At 70.2% G+C, this 24,012-nt stretch carries 20 protein-coding genes; 4 read left to right on the forward strand and 16 right to left on the reverse strand.

Going from position 1 to position 24,012, the window contains the following annotated elements:
• Nucleotides 1-95: 95 nt before the first annotated feature.
• The 16 genes from ACFYXF_RS15855 to rsmH form a co-directional block, all read right to left on the reverse strand.
• Nucleotides 96-1,367 carry a DivIVA domain-containing protein gene (locus ACFYXF_RS15855; RefSeq protein WP_389350138.1) on the reverse strand — a complete coding sequence of 424 codons (1,272 nt, stop codon included), beginning with the start codon at nucleotides 1,365-1,367 and terminating at the stop codon, nucleotides 96-98.
• Between the two features lie 52 nt (nucleotides 1,368-1,419).
• Entirely contained in the window at nucleotides 1,420-1,710 is a 291-nt protein-coding gene (locus tag ACFYXF_RS15860; protein ID WP_369035412.1) for a YggT family protein, read from the reverse strand.
• 50 nt (nucleotides 1,711-1,760) lie between these two features.
• Nucleotides 1,761-2,420: a cell division protein SepF gene (locus tag ACFYXF_RS15865; protein WP_389350139.1), complete on the reverse strand. Its 660-nt coding sequence runs from the start codon at nucleotides 2,418-2,420 to the stop codon at nucleotides 1,761-1,763.
• 128 nt (nucleotides 2,421-2,548) lie between these two features.
• A complete protein-coding gene (locus tag ACFYXF_RS15870) occupies nucleotides 2,549-3,268 on the reverse strand; it encodes a YggS family pyridoxal phosphate-dependent enzyme (RefSeq protein ID WP_389350140.1) in 720 nt (239 codons plus the stop codon).
• 6 nt (nucleotides 3,269-3,274) lie between these two features.
• The gene (pgeF, locus tag ACFYXF_RS15875; RefSeq protein WP_389350141.1) at nucleotides 3,275-4,012 is read right to left on the reverse strand and encodes a peptidoglycan editing factor PgeF; all 738 of its coding nucleotides are present in this window, start codon (nucleotides 4,010-4,012) and stop codon (nucleotides 3,275-3,277) included.
• Entirely contained in the window at nucleotides 4,009-5,196 is a 1,188-nt protein-coding gene (gene ftsZ, locus ACFYXF_RS15880; RefSeq protein WP_389350143.1) for a cell division protein FtsZ, read from the reverse strand. The genes pgeF and ftsZ overlap by 4 nt, the downstream gene beginning before the upstream one ends.
• Before the next feature lie 276 nt (nucleotides 5,197-5,472).
• Entirely contained in the window at nucleotides 5,473-6,288 is an 816-nt protein-coding gene (locus ACFYXF_RS15885; RefSeq protein ID WP_389350144.1) for a cell division protein FtsQ/DivIB, read from the reverse strand.
• Between the two features lie 30 nt (nucleotides 6,289-6,318).
• Nucleotides 6,319-7,410, reverse strand: a complete 1,092-nt coding sequence (murG, locus tag ACFYXF_RS15890) for an undecaprenyldiphospho-muramoylpentapeptide beta-N-acetylglucosaminyltransferase (RefSeq protein ID WP_389350145.1) — start codon at nucleotides 7,408-7,410, stop codon at nucleotides 6,319-6,321.
• A gap of 6 nt (nucleotides 7,411-7,416) precedes the next feature.
• Nucleotides 7,417-8,790, reverse strand: coding sequence for a putative lipid II flippase FtsW (gene ftsW / locus ACFYXF_RS15895; RefSeq protein WP_389350146.1), 1,374 nt, complete (start codon nucleotides 8,788-8,790; stop codon nucleotides 7,417-7,419).
• Nucleotides 8,791-8,959: 169 nt separating this feature from the next.
• Nucleotides 8,960-10,393 carry a UDP-N-acetylmuramoyl-L-alanine--D-glutamate ligase gene (gene murD, locus ACFYXF_RS15900; RefSeq protein WP_389350147.1) on the reverse strand — a complete coding sequence of 478 codons (1,434 nt, stop codon included), beginning with the start codon at nucleotides 10,391-10,393 and terminating at the stop codon, nucleotides 8,960-8,962.
• A complete protein-coding gene (mraY, locus tag ACFYXF_RS15905; RefSeq protein WP_369035403.1) occupies nucleotides 10,375-11,448 on the reverse strand; it encodes a phospho-N-acetylmuramoyl-pentapeptide-transferase in 1,074 nt (357 codons plus the stop codon). The genes murD and mraY overlap by 19 nt, the downstream gene beginning before the upstream one ends.
• A complete protein-coding gene (murF, locus tag ACFYXF_RS15910) occupies nucleotides 11,445-12,875 on the reverse strand; it encodes a UDP-N-acetylmuramoyl-tripeptide--D-alanyl-D-alanine ligase (protein WP_389350148.1) in 1,431 nt (476 codons plus the stop codon). Before murF ends, mraY begins: the two co-directional genes overlap by 4 nt.
• 4 nt (nucleotides 12,876-12,879) lie before the next feature.
• Nucleotides 12,880-14,568 (reverse strand): UDP-N-acetylmuramoyl-L-alanyl-D-glutamate--2,6-diaminopimelate ligase, encoded by a 1,689-nt coding sequence (locus ACFYXF_RS15915; protein WP_389350149.1) that lies wholly within the window; start codon nucleotides 14,566-14,568, stop codon nucleotides 12,880-12,882.
• Between the two features lie 30 nt (nucleotides 14,569-14,598).
• The gene (locus ACFYXF_RS15920; RefSeq protein ID WP_389350150.1) at nucleotides 14,599-16,551 is read right to left on the reverse strand and encodes a peptidoglycan D,D-transpeptidase FtsI family protein; all 1,953 of its coding nucleotides are present in this window, start codon (nucleotides 16,549-16,551) and stop codon (nucleotides 14,599-14,601) included.
• A gap of 5 nt (nucleotides 16,552-16,556) precedes the next feature.
• The gene (locus ACFYXF_RS15925; RefSeq protein WP_389350152.1) at nucleotides 16,557-17,114 is read right to left on the reverse strand and encodes a septum formation initiator family protein; all 558 of its coding nucleotides are present in this window, start codon (nucleotides 17,112-17,114) and stop codon (nucleotides 16,557-16,559) included.
• 16 nt (nucleotides 17,115-17,130) lie between these two features.
• The gene (gene rsmH / locus ACFYXF_RS15930; RefSeq protein WP_389350153.1) at nucleotides 17,131-18,087 is read right to left on the reverse strand and encodes a 16S rRNA (cytosine(1402)-N(4))-methyltransferase RsmH; all 957 of its coding nucleotides are present in this window, start codon (nucleotides 18,085-18,087) and stop codon (nucleotides 17,131-17,133) included.
• A 274-nt stretch (nucleotides 18,088-18,361) separates the two neighbouring features.
• On the opposite strand from rsmH, the gene ACFYXF_RS15935 reads away from it, so the two are divergent.
• The 4 genes from ACFYXF_RS15935 (at nucleotide 18,362) to ACFYXF_RS15950 (ending at nucleotide 23,952) form a co-directional block, all read left to right on the forward strand.
• Complete coding sequence (locus ACFYXF_RS15935; RefSeq protein WP_389350154.1) at nucleotides 18,362-18,910, forward strand: beta-class carbonic anhydrase; 549 nt, start codon at nucleotides 18,362-18,364, stop codon at nucleotides 18,908-18,910.
• Between the two features lie 250 nt (nucleotides 18,911-19,160).
• The gene (locus tag ACFYXF_RS15940; protein ID WP_389350155.1) at nucleotides 19,161-20,201 is read left to right on the forward strand and encodes an AAA family ATPase; all 1,041 of its coding nucleotides are present in this window, start codon (nucleotides 19,161-19,163) and stop codon (nucleotides 20,199-20,201) included.
• The gene (locus tag ACFYXF_RS15945; protein WP_389350156.1) at nucleotides 20,198-21,565 is read left to right on the forward strand and encodes a DUF58 domain-containing protein; all 1,368 of its coding nucleotides are present in this window, start codon (nucleotides 20,198-20,200) and stop codon (nucleotides 21,563-21,565) included. The genes ACFYXF_RS15940 and ACFYXF_RS15945 overlap by 4 nt, the downstream gene beginning before the upstream one ends.
• Nucleotides 21,562-23,952: a DUF3488 and DUF4129 domain-containing transglutaminase family protein gene (locus tag ACFYXF_RS15950; protein ID WP_389350157.1), complete on the forward strand. Its 2,391-nt coding sequence runs from the start codon at nucleotides 21,562-21,564 to the stop codon at nucleotides 23,950-23,952. The genes ACFYXF_RS15945 and ACFYXF_RS15950 overlap by 4 nt, the downstream gene beginning before the upstream one ends.
• Nucleotides 23,953-24,012 lie beyond the last annotated feature (60 nt).

The following is a 24,012-nucleotide window of genomic DNA, read 5'->3' on the forward strand; positions in this document are numbered from 1 at the left end:
GAACCACGAAGCACAACACAAAAGGGCGGGGCCCCGGATAAAAATCCGGGGCCCCGCCCTGAACGCCGCCGACGCCTAAGGCGTAATAAAGGCCGTCAGTTGTCGTCCTCGTCGATCAGGAACCCACGCATCGGCGAGGGAGCCTGACCCATCGGGGACGGGCCCTGCGGCCGGACCGGAGCCATGGGCTGGGTCATGGCCGGAGACATCTGCTGCTGACCGCCGTAGGACGGAGCGGCCGGGCCGGGACCACCCATGCCACCGCCCATGCCCTGGTTGCCGCCGTACGACTGGGCACCGGCGCCGGCCGGAGCCATCGAGGGCGCCGGGGACGGCGGCAGGGATGCCGTGGCCGGAGTGCGCGGCGGGGCCAGCGAGTCGTCGGCCTGGGTCTCCAGCTGACGCAGCTGCGACTCCAGGTAGGACTTCAGACGGGTGCGGTACTCGCGCTCGAAGCCGCGCAGATCCTCGACCTTGCGCTCCAGCGTGGCGCGGGCGGACTCCAGGGAGCCCATCGCGACGCGGTGCTTCTCCTGCGCGTCCCGCTCAAGCGCGTCGGCCTTGGCGCGGGCGTCGCGCTCCAGGCCCTCGGCGCGGCTGCGGGCCTCGCCGACGATCTTGTTGGCCTCGGAACGGGCCTCGGCGATCGCCTGGTCGGCGGTCTGCTGGGCCAGCGAGAGAACACGCGCGGCACTGTCGCCACCGGGACCCTGACCGGGGCCGCCCATCGGGCCACCCATGGGACCGCCCATCGGGCCGCCCATCTGCTGCATCTGACCCTGCATCTGCTGACCGGGCATCTGCTGCATCTGGCCGGGCATGCCGCCCTGGCCCATCTGACCCTGCATCGGACCCTGGCCCATGGGGCCCTGACCCATCTGACCCTGCATCGGGTTCTGACCCATGGGGCCCTGACCCATCGGGCCGGGACCCTGCGGACCACCCTGGCCACCGGGGCCGGGGGGCAACTGCGGCGCACCGCTGGGCAGCTGGGGCGGGCCGCCCATGGGGCCGCCCATCTGCTGCTGCGGCGGGCCCGATATGCCGGCGGGCACCGGGCCGCCCGGTCCTCGCATGCCCTGCTGGGGCATTCCCTGCTGCATGCCTTGCTGGGGCATGCCCTGTTGCTGCATGCCCTGCTGCTGATCCTGTTCCGGAGGCTTGCGCATGCCCTGTTGCTGGTTCTGCGCGGCGGCGCGCGTGGCAGCGGCCAGCTTGGCGCGCAGATCCTCGTTCTCGCGGAGCAGGCGGGTCAGTTCGGCTTCGACCTCGTCGAGGAAGGCATCGACCTCGTCCTCGTCATAGCCTTCTCGGAGGCGGACGGTCGTGAACTGCTTGTTCCGCACATCCTCGGGGGTCAACGGCATCTCTTCACCTCAACGTAGTCATCGGCAGTCGGCAAGACCGTATCGTCCACAGTCACCCCGCGAGTTTGGTCACGACGGTGATCAGGATGTAGACGATGATCATCAGTACGAAGAAGGACAGGTCAAGTGCCACGCCCCCGAGACGCAGCGGCGGAATGAACCGCCGCAGAAGCTTGAGCGGTGGATCAGTGACAGTGTAGGTGGCCTCGAGAACGACCACCATCGCCTTGCCAGGCTGCCACGAGCGGGCGAACTGGAAGACGTAATCCATGACCAACCGGAAGATCAGCACGATGAGGAAACACATCAGCGCGACGTAGAGCACTTGTAGAACCACGCTCATGATCCGTGCTTCCCTCTCCCCTGTTCGGTACTGCTGTCTGGCCCTGCGTATCAGCTCTGGTTGAAGAACCCGCCCTCTGCGATGCGGGCCTTGTCCTCCGCCGTGACATCGACGTTAGCAGGCGACAACAGGAACACCTTCTGCGTCACCCGCTCGATGCTGCCGTGAAGACCAAACACCAAACCGGCCGCAAAGTCGACAAGTCGCTTCGCATCTGTGTCATCCATCTCAGTGAGATTCATGATCACCGGCGTGCCCTCACGGAAGTGTTCCCCGATGGTACGGGCCTCGTTGTAGGTCCGGGGGTGGAGTGTGGTGATCCGGTAAGGCTCTCGTTCCGACACGACCTTGGGCATGATCACCGGTGCGTTCTTCTCCAGGCTTTGGCGTTCTTGTGTGATGGATGCCACGGGCGCGATCCGCGCCGGACGCCCGGACTCGGCGCCAAGCGAGGCGGAATGCGGCACCGGATCACGCGGCGCGGACGGCTGCACCACTCGTACCGATTCGTCCCTTTGGGACTGATGAGGCTGGTGTGACTGGTGCGAACCGTGCGGCTGGTGCGAGGGCTCACGCCGCCGCAGGTCGCGCTCGGGCTCCGGGTCCAGTTCGGGTTCGAAGTCGTCATCGGGGTCGAAACCCCGGCCGTCGTACCCATCGTCCTCCACGAGGCCGAGGTAGACCGCCATCTTGCGCATCGCGCCGGCCATGCTCCGAGTCCTCCGCTCTGTGGTGGATCGACTGACGAATGCCAAGTGCCCGCGATCCACGAGGTCGTTATGCCGCCCCTCGGCGGTAATGACCATATTTTCTGCTGTGGTCCGACTTCCTGGCGACGTTACCCGAGCCTGGGACGGACTCCGAGTACCGCACTGCCGACGCGCACATGTGTCGCTCCGGCCGCCACGGCCTGTTCGAGGTCCGCACTCATCCCTGCGGACACCATGTTCGCAGCCGGATGCCTGTGGCGCATAGCAGTCGACAAATCCATCAGCCGCTCGAACGCCGCCAGTTCACGTCCCGCGTACGGTCCGGTCAGTGGTGCGACGGTCATCAGACCGGCGAGCCGCAGCCCCTCGGCCCCCGCCACGAGGTCGGCCAACTCCCCGATCCCGCCCGGTCCGACGCCTCCGCGCTCCCCTCGCCCGCTCTCCTCCGCGTCGAGCGCGACCTGGATCAGACAGCCCACCTCGCGCCCGGCCCGTACGGCCTCCTTCGACAGCCCGGAGACCAGCCGGTCACGGTCGACGGACTGCACGACCGAGGCGTAACCGACCACGGAACGCACCTTGTTGGTCTGCAGCTGGCCCACGAAGTGCCAGGTGAGCGGCAGATCCGCGCACGCCTCGGCCTTGGGTGCCGCGTCCTGGTCCCGGTTCTCGGCCACATGACGCACACCCAGCTCGCACAGAATCCGCACATCGCTCGCGGGGTAGGTCTTGGTGACGACGATCAGCGTCACCTCCTCGCGCTTGCGGCCAGCCGCCGAGCAGGCCGCCGCGATGCGCTCCTCCACCGCCGCCAGATTCGCGGCGAGTTCGTCCCTGCGTTCCGTCATGTCCTATCAGTCCAGCCAGACATAGCCCGCGAGCCGCCCGGTCGTGCGGTCCCGTCGGTACGAGAAGTGGTCGGCGGACTCCCGCGTGCACACCGGCGACTGCTCCCGGTCGTGCACCCCGAGCCGCTCCAACTGCGCGTGCACCCCCGCCGCCACGTCGACCGCCGGGGTGCCCCAGCTGGTCTCCGCGTACGCGGCCGGTTCGACGGCGGCGACCTCGGCGCGCATCTCCTCCGGCACTTCGTAGCAGCGTCCGCAGACGGCGGGGCCGGTGCGGGCGACGATCCGGGCCGGGTCGGCGCCGAGCGATTCCATGGCGTCCACGGCGGCGGGGACGATTCCGGCGACCATACCGGGCCGGCCCGCGTGGGCCGCGGCGACCACCCCGGCCACCGGATCGGCCAGCAGGACCGGTACGCAGTCGGCGGTGAGGACGGCGAGCGCGAGACCGCGGGTGGCGGTCACCAGGCCGTCCACGGGCGGAGTGAGGCGAGTGGTCCACGGCCCGTCGACCTCGGCGACGTCGTTGCCGTGCACCTGGTTCATCCAGACCACCCGGTCCGGGTCGAGACCCAGCGACTTGGCGGCCAGTTCACGGTTCGTACGGACGGCGTCGGGGTCGTCGCCGACCGCTCCGCCGAGGTTGAGCCCCTCGTACGGAACGGCGCTCACCCCGCCCCACCGGTCGGTGAAGGCGAAGTGCGCGCCGCTCGCGTCGCTCGTTCCGGAGCGCTGTCCTATCACTTCAGGAAGTCCGGCACGTCCAGCTCCTCTGCGGCGCTGTCCGAGTAGGACCGGGACGGCGGGACCGGCGGGGAGACCGGGAGTTCGTTGACCGGCTCCGGGGCGGGTGCCGGGGCCTCCTTCGGCGTGACGCTGCCGAGCGAGCCGAAGGACGGACGGCTCTCGGCCCGTACCGGCGTGGGTTCGTCGCGCTTGGCGCCGGCCGAGCCGAGGATGTTGTCGCGCTTGGCCGGGGGCTGACCCCCGTCGAAGCCGGCCGCGATGACCGTGACCCGGACCTCGTCCCCGAGCGCGTCGTCGATGACGGCGCCGAAGATGATGTTGGCCTCCGGGTGTGCGGCCTCGCTGACCAGCTGGGCGGCCTCGTTGATCTCGAACAGGCCGAGGTCGGAGCCGCCGGAGATGGAGAGCAGGACGCCCCGGGCGCCGTCGATGGAGGCTTCGAGGAGCGGCGAGGAGATCGCCATCTCGGCAGCCGCCACCGCGCGGTCGTCGCCACGGGCCGAACCGATGCCCATGAGGGCCGAACCCGCCTCGGACATCACGGACTTGACGTCCGCGAAGTCGAGGTTGATCAGACCGGGGGTGGTGATGAGGTCGGTGATGCCCTGGACACCGGAGAGCAGGACCTGGTCCGCCGACTTGAAGGCGTCGAGGACCGAGACCTGGCGGTCCGAGATGGACAGCAGGCGGTCGTTGGGGATGACGATGAGGGTGTCGACCTCTTCGCGGAGTTCGGCGATGCCGTCCTCGGCCTGGTTGGCCCTGCGCCGGCCCTCGAAGGTGAACGGGCGGGTGACCACGCCGATCGTGAGGGCGCCCAGGGAGCGGGCGATGTTGGCCACGACGGGCGCGCCGCCGGTGCCGGTGCCGCCACCCTCGCCGGCTGTCACGAAGACCATGTCGGCCCCCTTGAGGACCTCCTCGATCTCCTCGCGGTGGTCCTCGGCTGCCTTGCGGCCGACGGCCGGGTTGGCTCCGGCGCCGAGTCCGCGGGTGAGTTCGCGACCGACGTCGAGCTTGACGTCGGCGTCGCTCATCAACAGCGCCTGCGCGTCGGTGTTGATGGCGATGAACTCGACGCCCTTCAGACCGACCTCGATCATCCGGTTGATGGCATTGACACCACCGCCGCCGACACCGATGACTTTGATGACTGCGAGGTAGTTCTGCGGTGCTGCCACGTCGAAGGCCTCTCGCCTCGAGTTACGTGTCGCCGCCTCGCGGTGCCGCGAACCGACAACTCATGCCGAAGTGGGACGGTCCGAACGCCGACCCGAACCCTAACGTTGAAGTTTAGGGTTACCAGTGTGTCTGTTCCTTGGACTCTTCCGAACAGGACACTAAGTCGACAAGTGGCGCACGTTCAACGAACACGCCGAACCTCCCGTTTTTCTTTTCACCCTATGTGATCAGGCATAGCCATGCCCAACCAGGGTGCTGGCCTGCGCGGATGTGCGTCAACTCCCTGATGACGCAGGGGCGGTGGGAACGCTCACGTCGAAGTGCCGAGCCCCCGGAGCCGCTTTCATGAGAGCGGTGAGGGCCCGCGCCTTCGCGTCGCCCTGCTCACCGCTCCCCCACGCGACGGTCCGGCCGTCGCCCAACTCCAGCGAGATGGAGTCGTACGAACGGACCTTGACGGCCTTGGTGAGGCGCGCGACGGTGCTCGGCAGATCCCCCGCCACCCGCACCGCCTCCCGCGTCAGCCGGTCGCTGCCGAAACGGCGCAGACTCGCGGTCTGCGAACCGGTCCGGGACAGCGTCAATTCCAATGCGGGTACGCCTTCCGGGGCACGGGAAACCGTCGCGAAACGCACGCCTTTCGCGTCCACTTCGACATACTTGCTCCCATTCCCAGGGCTTTTGACAATCAGCACAGGGGTGCGTTCGACCACTTTCAGCCCGATTCCGTGCGGCCAGGATCGGCTGACTTCAACCGAGTCAATTCGGGGCAATTTCCTGAGCAGTCGGGACTCGATGGCTCCGGTGTCGACGGAAACGAGCGGATCCCCGACCGGCACGTCGGCGGCCTCGCGCACCTGCGCCTGCGTCAGAACCCCGGTCCCCGACACCGATACGCGCTCCACACGCGTCCACCGGGACCCGTAGAGGACCCACAGGACGCCTCCGCCGAGGAGGAGCAGGGCGAGGACCAGGATGACGATCGTACGAACCCTGCGCGGCCCCAACCGCCGCAGGAGGCCCGGCAGACGGGGCGGGCCGGAGGTGTCCTGCTGTCGTTCGCCACGTTCGGCAGTCGTCGCTCCGGCCACTGGCCCTGCCCCGCCTTCCCTCGTCGTCGCCTATCGGTGGCGTGAGGCGATCGCCTCGTACACCATGCCGACGAGCAGGTCGTCGGCGTCCCGGCGGCCGAACTCGCTGGCGGCGCGGGACATCTCGTACAGCCGGTGGGGGTCGGCGAGCACGGGCAGGACGTGTCGCTGCACCCACTCGGGCGTCAGGTCCGCGTCGTCGACCAGGAGTCCGCCGCCGGCCTTGACCACCGGCTGGGCGTTCAGCCGCTGTTCGCCGTTGCCGATGGGCAGCGGGACGTAGGCGGCCGGGAGTCCGACGGCGGAGAGTTCGGCGACGGTCATCGCGCCCGCGCGGCACAGCATCATGTCGGCCGCGGCGTACGCGAGGTCCATCCGGTCCACGTACGGTACCGGGATGTAGGGGGGCATCCCCGGCATCTGGTGGACCTGCGGCAGTTCGTTCTTCGGGCCGACCGCGTGCAGCACCTGGATGCCGGCCTGCTGGAGGTACGGCGCGACCCGCTCGATCACCTCGTTGAGGTGCCGGGCGCCCTGCGAACCGCCCGAGACCAGCAGCGTCGGCAGACTCGGGTCGAGCCCGAACGCGGCGCGTGCCTCGGGGCGTACGGCGGCCCGGTCCAGGGTGGCGATGGAGCGGCGCAGCGGGATGCCGATGTAGCGGGCGTCCCGAAGCTTGCTGTCCGGGGTGGAGACGGCGACCTGGGCGGCGTACCGCGAGCCGATCTTGTTGGCGAGGCCGGGGCGTGCGTTGGCCTCGTGGACGACGATCGGCACGCCCAGGCGCTTGGCGGCGAGGTAGCCGGGCAGGGCCACATAGCCGCCGAAGCCGACGACGCAGTCGGCCTTGGTGCGTTCCAGGATCTGCTCGGCGGCCTTGATCGTGCCGCGCAGCCGCCCGGGGACGGTGATCAGTTCGGGGGTGGGCTTGCGTGGCAGCGGGACCGCGGGGATCAGCGCCAGGTCATAGCCCCGCTCGGGAACGAGCCGGGTCTCCAGACCGCGTTCCGTGCCCAGGGCCGTGATCCCCACGGTGGGATCAGCCCTGCGCAGGGCGTCCGCGAGGGCGAGCGCGGGCTCGATGTGGCCGGCGGTCCCCCCACCGGCGAGTACGACATGCACCGAAATTCACCGCTCTCCGGACGAACGCGCCGCCGAGGCACGCCGTCGCATCGTGTTCCATCTCCGGGGGCTCCGATCGGACACCGGACCCCCAGCCCCCCGTTTTCTACCAAAGCGGGGTTGCCGCAACGAAAGCGCCGCCCGCGCACCTGGTTCGTCACGTGCGAAGGCGATCAGCAGTCCGATGGCGAACATGGTCGGAAGCAGGGCGGAACCCCCGTAGGAGAACAGCGGGAGCGGGACACCGGCGATCGGCAGCAGGCCGAGCACCGCACCGATGTTGACCACCGCCTGAGCGGTGATCCAGGTGGTCACGCCTCCCGCGGCATACCTCACGAAGGGGTCCTCCGTGCGTCCGGCCACGCGGATACCCGCATAGCCTAGGGCCGCGAAGAGGGCGAGCACCGACAGCGTCCCCGCCAGGCCCAGTTCCTCACCGGTGACGGCGAAGATGAAGTCCGTGTGCGCTTCGGGTAGTTGCCCCCATTTTTCCACACTCGCGCCGAGGCCCGACCCGAACAGGCCACCGGAGGCGAGCGCGTAGATCCCGTGCACGGCCTGCCAGCAGGAGGTGGCCCCGGTGCCCGGCTCGGTGGCGCCGATGCACTGGAAGCGGGCCATACGGTTGGGGCTGGTCTTGATGAGAACGAGCCCGATGAACGTGGCGATCGACAGCACACCCACGAACAGCCGCGTGGGCGCCCCGGCCAGCCAGAGCAGCCCGAACAGGACGGCGGTGAGGATGATCGCCGTCCCCATGTCACCGCCGAGCATGATCAGGCCGAGCAGCATGAACGTCACCGGGACGAGCGGCACCAGCATGTGCTTCCACTGCGAGAGCAGCCGCTTGTCCTCCTTGCGGGCGATCAGGTCGGCGCCCCACAGCACCAGGGCGAGCTTGCCGAACTCGCTCGGCTGGACGAGAAAGGACCCGCCCAACGAGATCCAGTTCTGATTCCCGTTGATGGACACCCCTATCCCCGGCACTTGCACGAGGACCATCATGAAGACGGACCCGGCGAGGATCGGATAAGCGAGCGCCCGGTGCAGCTTCACCGGCATCCGGGAGGCGGCGAACAGCAGCACCCCGCCGATCGTGGCGGCGAGCAACTGTTTGCGGAAGAAGAACGTCCCGGGCTTGGACAGCTGAAGCGCGGTGATCTGAGAGGCCGAGTAGACCATCACCAGCCCGAGCACGGTGATCAGCAGCGACCCACCGAGGATCACGTAATAGGCGGTCAGCGGCCGGTCCCAGGCCCGCTGGATCCGCCGCTGGAGGGCGCGTACGGGGTTGTCGCGGGGAGGCCGAGGGGCAGCAGGCCGCCGAACCCGCACGGCCCGCTGAACAGGCGGACGCCCAGTACGACTACTGGCGGCCATCAGCGCCTCCGAGAGTGGCGCGCAGCGCCCTCGAAGGGGCGCGGGGAACTGCGCGACCAGCCCCCACCGGCCCGCAGCAAACAAACCGCCGATGATTCCCGAGCCATATCCGACCTCACGCGTCCCTCCAAGGCCCCCGAAGACACCGTCCGCGGCCGAAGACCGACCGTCAGGTCCCCGCCCCGAGTTCGCGAACCGCCTGCGCGAACGCGTCACCGCGTTTGTTGTAGTTGGCGAACATGTCCATCGACGCACAGGCAGGCGCCAACAGCACCGTGTCCCCGGCACCGGCCAGGCCCCGCGCCGAGCGGACCGCCGCGAGCATCGCCCCAGTGTCGGTCCGGTCCAGGTCGACGACGGGTACCTCCGGCGCGTGTCGCGCGAGCGCTTCGCCGATGAGCGCCCGGTCGGCGCCGATCAGCACCACCCCGCGAAGTCGCTTCGCCGACTTGGCGACCAGCTCGTCGAAGGTCGCGCCCTTGGCGAGCCCGCCCGCGATCCACACGATCGACTCGTACGCCGCCAAGGAGGCCTCGGCCGCGTGCGTGTTGGTCGCCTTGGAGTCGTCGACGTACGCGACCCCGTCCACATCGGCCACGTGCGCGATGCGGTGCGCGTCCGGGGTGAAGGCCCGCAGCCCGTCCCGTACGGCCTTCGCGGGCACCCCGTAGGCCCGTGCGAGGGCAGCCGCGGCAAGGGCGTTGGCGATGTTGTGCGGGGCCGGCGGATTGACGTCCGCGACCTCGGCCAGTTCCTGGGCGTTCTGCTGCCGGTTCTCGACGAAGGCGCGGTCGACCAGGATGCCCTCGACGACGCCGAGTTGGGACGGCCCGGGGGCACCGAGCGTGAACCCGATGGCCCGGCAGCCCTCCTCGACGTCCGCCCCACGCACCAGGTCCTCCGTGGCCTTGTCGGCCACGTTGTAGACACAGGCGACCCGATTGCCCTCGTAGATACGGCCCTTGTCGGCGGCGTACGCCTCCATGGAGCCGTGCCAGTCGAGGTGGTCGGGGGCGAGGTTGAGGACGACGGCGGAGTGGGCGCGCAGAGACGGCGCCCAGTGGAGCTGGTAGCTCGACAGCTCGACGGCCAGGACGTCGTACGTCTCCTCGCCGAGGACCACGTCGATGATCGGTGTGCCGATGTTGCCGACGGCGGCCGTACGCAGGCCCGCCGCGCGGAGGATCGAGGCGAGCATCTGGGTCGTGGTCGTCTTGCCGTTGGTGCCGGTGATCGCCAGCCAGGGGGCTGCGTCCGGGCCGCGCAGCCGCCAGGCGATCTCCACGTCACCCACGACGTCCACGCCCGCCGACGCAGCCGCCGCGAACAGCGGTGAACTCGGCTTCCAGCCGGGCGAGGTGACGACCAGTTCGGTCCCCTCGGGCAACGTCTCCGCGTCGCCGAGGCGGACCTCGATGCCGTCCAGGGCCGCCGCGCGTTCCCGGTGGGCCTCGGAGTCGCCGCCGTCCACGACGGTGACGACGGCGCCGAGGGCGGTCAGGGCGCGGGCGGCGCTGATGCCGCTCACGCCGAGTCCGGCGACGGTGACACGCACGCCGTTCCAGTCGCTGCCCTGACCGGACGTCACTTGTCGGCCGCCCATCCCGCGTAGAAGATGCCCAGTCCGACGATCACGCAAATGCCCTGGATGATCCAGAAGCGGACCACGATGAGCACTTCGGACCAGCCCTTGAGCTCGAAGTGGTGCTGGAGTGGCGCCATCCGGAAGACCCGCTTGCCGGTGAGCTTGAAGGAGCCGACCTGGATGACCACCGACATGGTGATCAGCACGAACAGGCCGCCGAGGAGCGCGAGGAGCAGCTCCGTACGGGAGCAGATCGCGAGGCCGGCGAGCGCGCCGCCCAGGGCCAGTGAACCGGTGTCGCCCATGAAGATCTTGGCGGGCGACGTGTTCCACCACAGGAAGCCGAGACAGGCACCCATCAGCGCCGAGGAGACGACGGCGAGGTCCAGTGGATCTCGTACCTCGTAACAGGCGGACGGGTTGGTCAGGGTCGCCGCGTTGGCGCAGGACTCCTGGAACTGCCAGACGCCGATGAACGTGTACGCGCCGAAGACGAGGACGGAGGCGCCGGTGGCGAGGCCGTCCAGACCGTCCGTCAGGTTCACGCCGTTCGACATCGCGAGGATCATGAAGAGCGCCCAGACGACGAACAGCACCGGGCCGATCGACCAGCCGAAGTCCTGGACGAAGGAGAGCTTCGTCGAGGCCGGCGTGTTGCCGCGGTTGTCCGCGAACTGGAGCGAGAGCACCGCGAAGGCGATACCGCCGGTCAGCTGACCGGCCATCTTCGCCTTGGCCCGCAGACCGAGCGAGCGCCGCTTCACGATCTTGATGTAGTCGTCCAGGAAGCCGACCAGGCCCATGCCGCCCATCAGACCGAGCACGAGCAGCCCGGAGAAGGTCGGCGGCTTGCCGGTGATCAGCTTGGACAGGAAGTACGCGGCGATCGTCGCCAGGATGAAGGCGATACCGCCCATGGTCGGCGTACCGCGCTTGGCGTGGTGCTCGCGCGGGCCGTCGTCACGGATGTACTGGCCGTAGCCCTTCCGGGCCAGCAGCTTGATCAGCAGCGGGGTGCCGACCAGCGTCAGGAACATACCGATGACGCCCGAGAACAGGATCTGGTTCATCATCGGGCGGCGACCTCACCCTCGACGCCGCCGACGAGCAGCGCCTGCGCCACCCGTTCGAGCCCGACCGACCGGGACGCCTTCACGAGCACGACATCCCCTGGGCGCAGCTCGCTGCGCAACAGGTCGACAGCCGCCTGTGCGTCGGACACGTGCACCGACTCCTCACCCCACGAACCCTCGTTATATGCGCCCAGTTGGAGCCAGGACGCTTCCCTGCCCCCGACCGCGACGAGCTTGCCGACATTGAGCCGGACGGCGAGCCGTCCGACCGCGTCGTGCTCGGCGAGCGCCTCGTCCCCCAGCTCGGCCATCTTGCCGAGCACCGCCCACGTACGGCCCCCCCTTGCCCGTGAGGCTGTACCCATGGCGGCAAGCGCGCGCAAAGCCGCTCTCATGGACTCGGGGTTCGCGTTGTAGGCGTCGTTGACGATCGTCACGCCGTCCGGGCGCTCGGTGACCTCCATCCGCCAGCGGGAGAGGGAGCCCGCCTCGGAGAGCGCGGTGGCGATCTCGTCTGCGGACATGCCCAGCTCATGGGCGACGGCGGCGGCGGCGAGCGCGTTCGACACGTGGTGCTCACCGTACAGGCGCATGGTCACGTCGCTTGCACCGGAGGGTGTGTGGAGCCTGAAGGCGGGCTGTCCCCTGTCCGTGAGTCGTACGTTCTCGGCGCGTACGTCCGCTTCGCCGGACTCTCCGAAGAAGATCACCTTCGCCTTTGTTCGAGCCGCCATGGCCCGTACGAGGGGATCGTCGGCGTTGAGGATCGCGGTGCCGCCGTCCGCCGCCGAGGGCAGTGCCTCGACGAGTTCGCCCTTCGCTTGTGCGATCTGCTCACGTCCGCCGAACTCGCCGATGTGGGCGGTGCCGACGTTGATGACGAGGCCGATCCTCGGGGGCGTCAGATCCGTCAGGTAGCGGATGTGACCGATTCCGCGGGCGCCCATCTCCAGGACCAGGAACCTGGTCTCCTCGGTGGCGCTCAGCGCGGTCAGCGGAAGTCCGATCTCGTTGTTGAGCGAGCCGGGCGTGAAGACGGTCGGCGCCTTGTGCCGGAGCACCTGGGCGATCAGGTCCTTGGTGCTGGTCTTGCCCGCGGAGCCGGTGAGGGCCACGAGGGTCGCGCCGAGCTTCTGGACCACGTGCCGCGCGAGGGCGCCCAGCGCCCGCTGTACGTCGTCCACGACGATCGCGGGTACGCCGACCCGACGGGACGCCAGTACGGCGACGGCGCCCGCCTCGACGACCTGGGCCGCGAAGTCGTGGCCGTCGACGTGCTCGCCGGCGAAGGCGACGAAGAGGCTGCCGGGCTCCACCTCACGGGAGTCCCTGACGACCTGTCCGGTGACCTGGACCGACGGATCCGGTATGTCGTAAGTCTGCCCGCCGACGACTGCTGCGATCTCGGCGAGGGAGAGGGCGATCACAAGTTCATCCCTGGGTCTTCTGGATGGCTTCTCGAAGCACCTGGCGGTCGTCGAACGGACGGACCACCCCGGCGATGTCCTGGCCCTGCTCATGGCCCTTGCCCGCGACCAGCACGGTGTCCCCGGGCCGTGCGCGGGCCACGGCGGCGGCGATGGCCGCGCCCCGGTCCTCGAACACCTGGACCTCGCCGCGCTCGTGCGCCGGCACGGAGGCCGCGCCCTGGAGCATCGTCGCGAGGATCGCGAGGGGGTCCTCGGAGCGGGGGTTGTCGGAGGTCAGTACGGCGGTGTCGGCGAGCCGGGCCACTGCGGCGCCCATCGGCTCGCGCTTGGTCCTGTCCCGGTCGCCGCCGCAGCCGAGCACGACGTGCAACTCGCCCTCGGTGACCTTGCGGAGGGCCCGCAGCACCGATTCGACGGCGTCCGTCTTGTGCGCGTAGTCGACGACCGCGAGATACGGCTGGCCCACGTCCACCCGCTCCAGGCGCCCCGGCACTCCCGGCACCTCGGCGATGCCGTCGGCGGCGATCTGCGGGTCGAGCCCGGCCTCGGCGAGGGCGACGATCGCGGCGAGGGTGTTGGCGACGTTGAAGGTGCCCGCGAGCGGCGATCTGGCCCTGATCCGCTGGTCCTTGGGGCCGACCACCGTGAACGTCGAGTCCATCGGGCCGATCCGGACGTCGTCGGCGCGCCAGTCGGCGTCCGGGTGCCCCTCGGCGGAGAAGGTGACGACCGGTACGGCGGCCTCCCGGGCGAGCCGTCGGCCGTAGGCGTCGTCGAGGTTGACGACCCCGAGTTTGCTGCGTCGGGGAGTGAACAGCCCGGCCTTGGCCTGGAAGTAGTCCTCCATGTCGGAGTGGAACTCCATGTGTTCCGGGCTGAGGTTGTTGAACACGGCGATGTCGAAGACGCAGCCGTCGACCCGGCCGAGGACCAGCGCGTGGCTGGAGACCTCCATGGCGACCGCCTCGACCCCGCGCTCGCGCATCACCGCGAACAGGGCCTGGAGGTCGGTGGCCTCGGGGGTGGTGCGCTCGGACTTGATGCGCTCGTCGCCGATGCGGGTCTCGACCGTGCCGATCAGTCCGGTGGCCCGGTCCGTCTTCAGACCGCCCTCGACGAGGTACGCGGTGGTGGTCTTGCCGGAGGTGCCGGTGATGCCGATCTGGAGCAGGTCGCGCCCCGGACGGCCGTAGATCGTGGCCGCCAGTTCGCCCATCCGCGCGCGCGGGTCGTCGGCCACCAGCACCGGGAGGCCGGTGGCGGCGGCGCGTTCGGCGCCGGTCGGGTCGGTCAGCACGGCGGCGGCGCCGAGGCCGGCCGCCTGCGTGACGAAGTCGGCGCCGTGCAGCCGGGCCCCCGGGAGGGCGGCGTACAGATCGCCGGGGCGGACGGCGCGCGAGTCATGGGTGATGCCCGTGACCGCGACGACCACGTCCCCCGTGGTCGGGGGCTGTGGGGCACCCAGCTGTCCGGCCAGTTCCGCGAGGGGTGTGGCGGTCACATGAACCGGCCTCGGCGGTCCCGGATATGTCACAGGAACGCCCTTCTGGGTGGATTGGTACTGATCGGCGTTTGGCACGGCGGTGAGCGTACCGGGCGCACCCCCGGACGAGCGAAGTGAGGGCGCGGCCGGGGCGTGCGCCGGGGCGCTGTGCCCCGGGTCGCGAGAGTCGGGAGAGATCGTGTTCACGAGCTGTTTCCTGGCTGGTTTCCGTGCTGATCAGGGTGTGAAGGCCACGGGGAGATTCGCGGCCCTGGCCCCGGTGGGCGGTACCTGAAGGGTCTTCAGGGCGAACTCCATGACCTCCTTGTAGATGGGGCCACAGATCTGGCCGCCGAAGTAACTGCCCTTGGTGGCGTTCTGGATGGCGCAGTAGACGGTGATGCGCGGGTTGTCGGCGGGCGCGAACCCGGCGAACGACGAGGTGTAGCCGTGGTAGCGGCCGGTGGCCGGATCCACGCGGTTGGCCGTACCCGTCTTGCCCGCCACGCGGTAGCCGGGAATGCGCGCCTTGGTGCCGGTGCCCTCCTCGTCGTCCACGACGGACTCCAGCATCCTGGCGAGGGTCTTCGCCGTCTTCTCACTGACGACGCGGGTCTTCTTGGGGTCGGCGGCAGGGGTGAACCGGCCGTCGGCGCCCTTGGTGCCCCGGATCAGGCTCGGCTCCACGCGGACACCGCCATTGGCGATCGTCGAGTAGACGGAGGCCGCCTGGAGCGCGTTGAGGGAGACGCCCTGGCCGAAAGGAATCGTGAACTGCTGCGAGGTCGACCACTCGTCGGGCGGCGCGAGGATGCCCTTGGTCTCGCCGGGGAAGTCGATCCCGGTGTAGCTGCCGAGACCGAACTTGCGCAGATAGGAGTAGAGGACCCGGTTGGACTGCGCCTGCGTCTTGCCGAGCTGGCCGGTGGCCAGGATGGTGCCGATGTTGCTGGACTTGGCGAGCACGCCGTTGAGCGTGAGGTACCAGGTCGGGTGGTCGATGTCGTCCTTGAAGAGCCGGTCGCCCCGGTGCAGCCGGTTGGGCACGACGACATGCGTCGCGGGCGTGGCCACGTTCTCCTCCAGTACGGCGGCCATCGACATGACCTTGGCGGTGGAACCGGGCTCGAAGGCGTCCTGGAGGGCCGCGTTGCCGAGCGCGTCCGGGCTCGCCTTCGTCAGGTCATTGGGGTCGAAGCCGGGCGAGTTGGCCATGGCCAGGATCTGGCCGGTCCGGGTGTCCTGCACTATCACGTACCCGCGGTCCGCCTTCGACTCCTTCACCTGCTCGGTGATGGCGTTCTGCGCGGCCCACTGGATGTCGCGGTCGATGGTCAGTTCGACATCGGTACCGGGCACCGCGGGCGTCTCGGTGGAATCGGCGGTGGGCACCTGCCGTCCCCCTGACTGCGCGTACCGGATCTTGCCGTCCTGCCCGGCCAGTTCGCCGTTCAGCTGCTGTTCGAGGCCGCCGCCGCCCTTGCCGTCGGCGCTCACCCAGCCCAGCAGTCCGGCGGCGAGTCCGCCGTTCGGATAGACGCGCTTGCTCGCGGGCACGGCCAGCACACCGGCGAGGACGTTCACGGTGTCCGGGTCGGTTCCGGACTTGGCCGCCAGGGTCGACTTCAGATCCTTGATCTGCGTCCACACCTGGGGGGTCTGGCGGTGCGCGAGGAGCGTGTAGCGCGTGTTCGGCGTCTTCAGCTTCTTGGCGACGGCGTCCGCGTCCTGCCCGAGGATCGGCGCAAGGAGTGCGGCGGCCTGCTCGGGGGCGTCGGCCAGTTTCGTGCTCTTCGGCGTGAACATCGTCGGGTCGGCGGTGATGTCGTACGCGTCCACGCTGGTCGCCAGTTCGACGCCGTTGCGGTCGGTGATCTCGCCGCGCTCGGCGGCCAGGGTGCGGCCGACGTACCGGTTCTGCTCGGCCTTGGCGGCGTACTCGCTCGCGTCGACGGCCTGCACCTGGAGCAGCCGTACGACGAAGGCGATCAGCACCAGGGCCAGCGCGAGGCTGACCATGCGCAGCCGGGGCCGGGGGCTGCCGAGCCGGATGACATTGGGCCCGCCCGGGCGAGGGGCGGCGGGGCGGCGGGCGGGTCGGGCGCCGGGGCCCGGACGCCGGTCGGCGCCGGGGCGGGCGGACCTGGCCGGGGCGGGCACGCGACGGCGCGGCGGTTCCCTGTCGGACACTTCCGTCACCTGCCGGGGGTCGTGGAGGGGAGGGTGGGGGTGGCTACGGGGACCTGCGCGGCGGACACCGACACGGAGGGGGTCGGCGTAGGCGTAGGCGTCGGCGCAGGGCTCGGAGTAGCGGTCGGCGTCGGGCTGGGCACAGGCTCGGGCACGATCGCCTCGGGCGGGACCACCTCGGGGATCCGCAGCGCCGCCTGCTCGGCCGGGCTCGGGACACCCTTGACGGTGCCGTCGGGGTTCAGGAAGGCCGGGTCGCCGCCGGGCACCATGCCGAGTTCCCTGGCCCGGCGCTGGAGGGCGTCGGGCGCGGCGTAGGCGTCCACGTCGCGCTGGAGGGCCTGTTCCTCGTCGGTGAGGCTCTTGGTGTCCTTCTGGAGGTCGTCGAGGCGGAACCCGCCTTCGCTGAGCGCGGAGTTCAGCACGAGGAGCCCGATGAGACCCCCGCCCAGCAGAAAGACGACGAGCAGGACGAAGGGGGTACGGGCGGCCTGCCCCGGCCCCGCGGGGAAGAGCCGCGCGAGCCGGGCGGCCCGGCCCTTCAGCTCGGGATTCCTACTCACTCACAGTCCCCTCGGCTCACTCGGTGTCCTCCCTGATGCGCTCGGCCCCGCGCAGTCGCGCCGGGGCGGCTCGCCGGTTCTCGGCGACCTCTTCCTCGGTGGGAAGTTCGGCACCACGGGTGAGCAGCTTGAGCCGCGGCTGGTAACGCTCCGGCACGACGGGCAGTCCGGGGGGCGCGGTGTTGGCGGCGCCGGCCGCGAACACCTGCTTGACCAGCCGGTCTTCGAGCGAGTGGTACGACAGGACGGCGATCCGTCCGCCGACGGCGAGGGCCTTCACCGCAGCCGGGATCGCCCGTTCCAGGACGGTCAGTTCACCGTTGACCTCGATGCGCAGCGCCTGGAAGGTGCGCTTGGCGGGGTTTCCGCCGGTGCGCTTGGCGGCCTGCGGCAGCGAGTCGCGGATCAGTTCGACCAGCCGGGCACTGTTGCCGAACGGCTCCTTGTCACGCTCGCGCACGACCGCGGAGACGATCCGCTTGGCCTGCTTCTCCTCGCCGTACGCCCTGAGGATCCGGACGAGTTCACCGGCGGGGTAGGTGTTGAGGACCTCGGCGGCGCTGATCCCGGTCGTCTGGTCCATGCGCATGTCGAGCGGCGCGTCCTGGGCGTAGGCGAACCCCCGGTCGGCCTCGTCGAGTTGCATGGAGGAGACCCCGAGGTCGAAGAGGATCCCGTCGACCTTCGGCAGACCCAGGCGGTCGAGTACGTCGGGCAGCTCGTCGTACACCGCGTGCACCAGCTCGGCCCGCTCGCCGAAGGGGGCGAGCCGCTCCCCGGAGATGCGCAGTGCCTCCTTGTCGCGGTCGAGGGCGACCAGCCGGGCCTCGGGGAAACGGGCGAGGAGCGCCTCGCTGTGGCCGCCGAGGCCGAGGGTGCAGTCGACGACGACCGCTCCGGGCCGCTCCAGTGCGGGGGCCAACAGGTCCAGGCACCGCTGGAGCATCACCGGGACGTGTCGACTCTGGCTCAAGGGGCCCTCTCAGGTCCGGCACGGCCAGCCATACGTACGCGCCGCGCACGCGGGAAATCAAACTTCGCGTCACTTTAGTCCACGGTGACTGCCGGTCAATCAACCGGCCTGCGCGTCGCGGCAACCTGTCCACCGAAGCCGTAAATCGCCAGCAATCACCCGTACGGGTACACTCGCACCACCCGTGTGGGTTACCTCACAACAACGCTCATTGATGTTCTTTGTCCCCTCTCACAGCGGGCCCGGAAGGGCCGTGACCAGTACCGTCATGGTTATGACGACTTCCGCATCAGTTCCCACCGGACCCGAAGGCGCCATACGCACCGAGGGCACCGTCATCGACCGTCTCGTCGAGGCCAACGAGCGCTATGCCGCCGCCTTCACCGACCCGGGGATGGACGCCCGTCCGGTGCTCCGGGTGGCGGTGGTGGCCTGCATGGACGCCCGTCTCGACCTGCACGACGCGCTCGGCCTGGAGCTGGGCGACTGCCACACCATCCGTAACGCGGGCGGTGCGGTGACCGACGACGTGATCCGCTCCCTGACCATCAGCCAGCGGGCGCTCGGCACCCGCAGCGTCATCCTCATCCACCACACCGGCTGCGGCCTGGAGTCCCTCACCGAGGAGTTCCGGCACGAGCTGGAGGTCGAGGTCGGCCAGCGTCCCGCGTGGGCGGTCGAGGCCTTCCGGGACGTCGACCAGGACGTACGGCAGTCGATGCAGCGCGTGCGCACCAACCCGTTCCTGCTGCACACCGACGACGTCCGCGGCTTCGTCTTCGACGTGAAGTCGGGCCTGCTGCGCGAGATCGACCCCGCGTAACCGAACCGGAACGCGCATCCTTACGTATGTCTCTACGAAATTTACCCTGCACTTCAGGGCCGAAAAGGCCGGAAAACCAGACATAGCCCTGCCAGTTATCCACAGGCGAGTGACACGAACCGGTAACGGCAACAAGAATGCGGGTGTGGCGTCACGCGGAACTTCTCCCGCGTGCCGTCCGTGTTTCGGGGTGGGCCGGTCCGCATCGCAGCGCGTCGGCCCGGAGAAAGAACGGGCCTAGGAGGGCCGTGTGACGACCTATGACGATCGAGCGAGCCTCACTGATCTGACCGCCACTGTGGAGCGAGTCCGCAGTTCGGTGGAGGGAGTGATCGAGGGCAAGCCTGAGGTCGTACGGCTTTCGCTGACCGTGCTGCTCGCCGAGGGGCATCTTCTGATCGAGGATGTCCCTGGCGTCGGCAAGACCATGCTGGCGAAGACGCTGGCCAAGTCCATCGACTGTTCCGTGCGGCGCATTCAGTTCACGCCGGACCTGCTGCCCTCGGACATCACGGGTGTGTCCATCTGGGACCAGCAGCGCCGCGACTTCGAGTTCAAACCGGGGGCGATCTTCGCGCAGATCGTGATCGGCGACGAGATCAACCGTGCCTCGCCGAAGACCCAGTCCGCGCTGCTTGAGTCCATGGAGGAACGCCAGGTCACCATCGACGGGACGACCTACGAACTGCCCAGCCCCTTCATGGTGGTGGCCACCCAGAACCCGGTCGAGATGGAGGGCACCTACCCGCTCCCCGAGGCACAGCGCGACCGCTTCATGGCCCGCGTCTCCATCGGCTACCCGAGCGCCGAGGCCGAACTCCAGATGCTGGACGTCCACGGCGGTGTCTCACCGCTGGACGACCTCCAGCCGGTGGCCCACGCGCACGACATCGTGAAACTGGTCGAGGCCGTCCGCAACGTCCATGTCGCGGACTCGGTCCGGCGGTACGCCGTGGACCTGGTCGGCGCCACGCGCAACCACCCCGACCTCAGACTCGGCGCCTCGCCGCGCGCGACGCTGCATCTGCTGCGCGCCGCGAAGGCGTCCGCCGCCCTGAGCGGCCGGGAGTACGCGCTGCCGGACGACGTCCAGGCCCTCGCCGTGGCCGTCCTCGCCCACCGCCTGCTGCCCACCGCCCAGGCCCAACTGAACCGCCGGACGTCCGAACAGGTCGTCCAGGAGATCCTCCAGCGCACCGCGGTACCGGCGGCGCCCCAGCAGCAGAGCGGCTTCGGCATGGGCCGCTCGGCGCCCGACTTCGGGCAGCAGCCGCCCCGGAGGCTTGGATGAGCGCAGGCGCCCCGGGGCACCCGGAGGACGACGACAAGGGCGACAAGGGCGGGGTGCGCACGGCGCTGGCCGGTCTCACCACCCGTGGGCGCTCCTTCCTGGCCGCCGGAGTCGCCGCCGCCATCTGCGCGTACGTCCTGGGGCAGAGCGATCTGCTCCGGGTGGGGCTGCTGCTCTCCGTACTGCCGCTGGTCTGCGCGACCGTCCTGTACCGCACGCGCTACCGGGTGGCGGGCAGCCGCAGGCTCTCCCCCGCGCGCGTGCCCGCCGCCGAGGAGGCCAGGGTCCATCTCCGCATGGACAACGTCTCGCGGCTGCCCACGGGCCTGCTGATGCTCCAGGACCGGGTGCCGTACGTGCTCGGTCCGCGCCCCCGGTTCGTCCTGGACCGGGTGGAGGCGGGCGGGCGCCGCGAGGTGTCCTACCGCGTCCGCTCCGATCTGCGGGGCCGCTATCCGCTGGGCCCGCTCCAGCTGCGGCTGACCGACCCGTTCGGCATGTGCGAGCTGACCCGCTCCTTCTCGACGTACGACACCCTGACGGTCATCCCGCGCGTGGAGGCCCTGCCGCCGGTGCGGCTGACCGGCGAGGCCAAGGGGTACGGCGAGGGACGGCAGCGCTCGCTCGCACTGGCCGGCGAGGACGACGTGATCCCGCGCGGGTACCGCTACGGCGACGACCTGCGCCGCGTGCACTGGCGCTCCACCGCCCGCTACGGCGAGCTGATGGTGCGCCGCGAGGAGCAGCCGCAGCGCGCCCGCTGCACGATGCTCCTCGACACCCGGGGCATCGCCTATCTGGGCGCGGGCCCGGACTCGGCCTTCGAGTGGGCGGTCTCGGGCGCCGCGTCCGTCCTGGTCCACATGCTCGAACGGGGCTTTTCCGTACGGCTGTTGACGGACACGGGCAACTCCGTGCCCGGCGAGGGCGGTGAGGGTTTCGCGGGCGCCAGCCAGGAGTCGGCGGACGCGGCCGGGCTGATGATGGACACGCTCGCGGTGATCGACCACTCGGACGGCATGGACATCTCCCGCGCGTACGACGTGCTGCGCGGCGGCGGTGAGGGACTGCTGATGGCCTTCTTCGGCGACCTCGACGAGGAGCAGGCCCAGGTGGCCGCGAAGATGCGTCAGCGCAGCGGCGGAGCGGTCGCCTTCGTGCTGGACAGTGAGACCTGGGTGCGCGAACCCAACGATGTGCCGGGTCCGGAGGACCCGGGCGAGGAGTCGCTGCGGATGCTGCGCGAGGCGGGCTGGACGGCGGTACGGGTGCCGCGAGGGGCCGCGATGAGCGACCTGTGGCGCCAGGCGGACCGGGAGCGTTCTGGTCTCGGCGTGGTCGGTGGCGGGGAGGGACGGTCATGAGCGGGCGCGCACGACTGGCGCTGTGCGCCTGGGTGGCCACCATGCTGGCGGGGTGTGCCCTGCTGCCGCTGGTCGACGACGTGAGCTGGCTGCTTCAGGTGGCCTTCCTGCTGGGCGTGCAGACGGTCGTCGGTGCGGGGGCCCGGCGGGTGCCGCTGGCCTGGCCGCTGACGGTGGCGGCGCAGTTGCTCGTCACCCTGTTCCTGATGACCCTGGTCTTCGTCCGGGAGCAGGCGTTCTTCGGCCTGATCCCCGGCCCCGAAGCCTTCCAGCAGTTCGGCACGCTGCTCCAGACCGGTACGGAGGACGTCGGGCGGTACGCGATCCCGGCGCCGCTGTCCGACGGCATACGCCTGATGCTGGTCGGCGGTGTGCTGCTGATCGGGCTCGCGGTGGACACCCTCGCGGTGACGTTCCGGGCCGCCGCTCCGGCCGGGCTGCCGCTGCTCGCGCTGTACTCCGTCGCGGCCGGGCTGGCCGACGGCGGCGGTGCCTGGCTGTGGTTCCTGCTGGCCGCGGCGGGCTATCTGATGCTGCTGCTGGCCGAGGGCCGGGACCGGCTGTCGCAGTGGGGCCGGGTCTTCGGCGGCGCGCCACGCGCCCCGGGCGAGCAGTCGTCCGGCGGCGCGATCGCCCCCGTACGCACGGGACGGCGGATCGGCGCGGTCGCGCTGGGTGTCGCCCTGGTGGTGCCGCTGGCGCTGCCCTCGCTCGACGGCGGGCTGCTGGACGCCACCGGGACCGGTGTGGGCACGGGCAGCGGAGGCGGCGGCACGATCTCCGCGGTGAACCCGCTGGTGTCGCTGCGCGACAGCCTGAACGTGGACGAGGACCGCCAGGTCATGTCGGTGCGCAACAGCACCGAGGACACCCAGGACCTGTATCTGCGGATCGTCTCGCTCGACTCCTTCGACGGCACCGCGTGGAAGCCGTCCCAGCGGCACATCCAGGATGTGCCGGACAAGTTCCCGACCCCGCTCGGCCTCAGCGCGGACGTGCGGCGCACCGAGATCACGACCACGATCTCGGCGGCGGACTGGTACGCCCAGGACTGGCTGCCGATGCCGTATCCCGCGACCGGGGTGAAGATCGACGGCAGCTGGCGCTTCGAGCCGGTGGGCCGCACCCTCGTCGGTGACCACGGCCAGAACACGCGTGGTGCGCGGTACACGGTGACGAGCCTGGACGTGCAGCCGACCGCGGAGCAGCTCGCCGAGGCGCCGGAGCCCGACCCGGCGCTGGTGCGTGAGTTCACTCAGGTCCCGGAGTCGCTGCCGGCGATCGTGGCGCGCACCGCGCGCGAGGTCACCGCCGGTTCGACGAACGCCTACGAGCAGGCGGTCAAGCTCCAGGACTGGTTCTCGGTGAGCGGTGGCTTCCGGTACGACACCCAGGTGCAGGTCGGCAGCGGCTCCAACGCGATCGCGAAGTTCCTGCGGGACAAGGAGGGCTTCTGCGTCCACTTCTCCTTCGCGATGGCGTCGATGGCCCGCACGCTGGGCATTCCGGCCCGGGTCGCGGTGGGCTTCGCGCCGGGCACGCCGGAGCCGGACGGCACGGTGTCGGTGGGGCTGCGCGACGCGCACGCCTGGCCCGAGCTGTACTTCGAGGGCGTCGGCTGGACCCGTTTCGAGCCGACCCCGACCCGGGGTTCGGTGCCCGAGTACACGCAGTCCCAGGCACCGGGCAGCACCATCCCGGACCCGGACGTGCCCTCCCAGAACGCCTCCGTTGCGCCCTCCGACTCCGCCTCGGCGAGCGAGACGTGCACGGCGGCGCAGCGGCGGCTGGACGGCGGGTGCGCGAGCGAGTCCGCACAGGTGGCGCTGAGCCAGGGCGACGACGACGGCTGGTGGTCGGCCGCGCTGGGCTGGACGCTGGGTGCGCTGGCCCTGGTGGGTCTGCTGCTGTTGCCGATGCTGTGGCGGCTGCGGATCCGGGCCGTACGGCTCGGGGCGCACGGCCGCAGCGAGGCCGACGCGGCGGTCCACGCCCTGTCGGCCTGGCAGGAACTGACGGACACCGCCTGGGACTTCGGCATCAGCCCGGAGGAGTCTCAGACGCCTCGCAAGGCGGCTGCCCGGATCGTGCGTCTGGGCCATCTCGATCCGCCGGCGGCGGACGCGGTGCACCGGGTCGCGGACGCCGTGGAGCAGGTTCTGTACGCGCCGGTTCCACGCCCGACGGCGGGGCTCGCGGAGGATGTGCGCCGGGTGACCGAGGCCCTGCGCACCACGGTGGGCCGGGGCACGCAGCTGCGTGCGATGTTCGCCCCGCGTTCGACCGTACGAGTGGTGTGGGCCCTGTCGGCGCGCTTGGCGGCGCTCGGTGAGCGCGCGTCGGCGGCCAGGCCGAACCTGCGCAAGCCATGGGGTCAGCACAGCTGACGGCGCGGAGACCGGAAATGGCCGGTGGCCCGAAACCCCTGAGGTTTCGGGCCACCGGCC

The organism is Streptomyces sp. NPDC002680 (assembly GCF_042889145.1).
GTDB classification, from domain to species: domain Bacteria; phylum Actinomycetota; class Actinomycetes; order Streptomycetales; family Streptomycetaceae; genus Streptomyces; species Streptomyces adonidis.